Below are 1028 nucleotides of genomic sequence, written 5' to 3'. Positions count from 1 at the left end.
ACGCGGAAGGCCAGGTGCGGCAGGGTCAGGTGCGGCAGGGTCAGGTGCGCGACGTGGAGGTGACGGCGTCGCGGGCGCGGTCCAGGACGGAGGCGAAAGGCCCCGCGGCCCACTGCATCGCGGTCGACCCGGCCGCAGCGGGGTGCGGGTGGGTGGGAGCGGTCTTCTCCACCGCCAGCAGACGCTTGCCCATCTTGGTGCGCTCGTCCTGGCTGAGGCTGCCGAGCAGGGCGGGGAACTCCTCGCGTTCCTCGTGGTCGGCGTGGTCGCTGACGGACTGTTCGAAGTCGGCGATCACCGTGTTGAACCTCTCGCCGCCGAACTCCAGCTTCTCGAGTTCGGCCAGTACCTTGTTCGCCTCTTCCTCCTCCTCGTTGCGGGCCTCGGCCTCCCGCTCGCCCGCGGCCTTCTTCGCCGCCGGACGCACGATCATCTCCTCGGCCGTCTCGTGCACCGCGAGCAGCGCCCGTAGCTGGCTGAAGGAATCCCTGCGGCGGTCTTCCGGGCCGGAGCGCACCGCGGCGAACAAGTCCCGAATCCTGGCGTGCTGCTGAAGCAGCACGCCTACCACGTCCTCGGACGGCAGTTTCTCCGCCTCGGCACGCTCCTGCTGCGCGTTGCTCACGACAAACCTCCGCTCGACGATTTTCCGCTCGGGCCCGTGTCGGTTTCCGTGTCGGCTCCGTGCGGACCGGGCGGGTATCCACGTGAGCGGGCTCCAATCCCCGCAGCGGCGCGGTCTTCCGCACGGTGTTCTCCGTGCACGGCCACGCCGCGTTCTCCGTGCACGGCCACGCCGCGTTCTCCGTGCACGGCCACGCGGCGTGCTCCGTGCGCGGCGACCCGGCCCCGGGCCCCCGGCGCCGGGCTCCGGCCGACCCCGCTCACCCCCCTGTGCAAGCCCCGGAAAAAGGGGAACCAGGGCACGCAGCCGGGAGGGCTCCCCACACCTTCRCTCCCGGTCGGCGAATGTGCGAGCGAAAGGAGAGCAGGGTGCTGCAGGGCAGGTGGGCGCGGATGAGGGAAGG

At 71.3% G+C, this 1028-nt stretch carries 1 protein-coding gene; it reads right to left on the bottom strand.

Going from position 1 to position 1028, the window contains the following annotated elements; translation table 11 throughout:
- Positions 1-40 precede the first annotated feature (40 nt).
- Positions 41-625: a hemerythrin domain-containing protein gene (locus AB8Z75_RS35095; RefSeq protein WP_369209207.1), complete on the bottom strand. Its 585-nt coding sequence runs from the start codon at positions 623-625 to the stop codon at positions 41-43.
- Positions 626-1028 lie beyond the last annotated feature (403 nt).

It is taken from the genome of Streptomyces sp. PU-14G (assembly GCF_041028275.1).
Lineage (GTDB): Bacteria > Actinomycetota > Actinomycetes > Streptomycetales > Streptomycetaceae > Streptomyces.
Note: the sequence above shows the minus strand (reverse complement) of the source record. Positions and strands in the feature narration are given on the sequence as shown.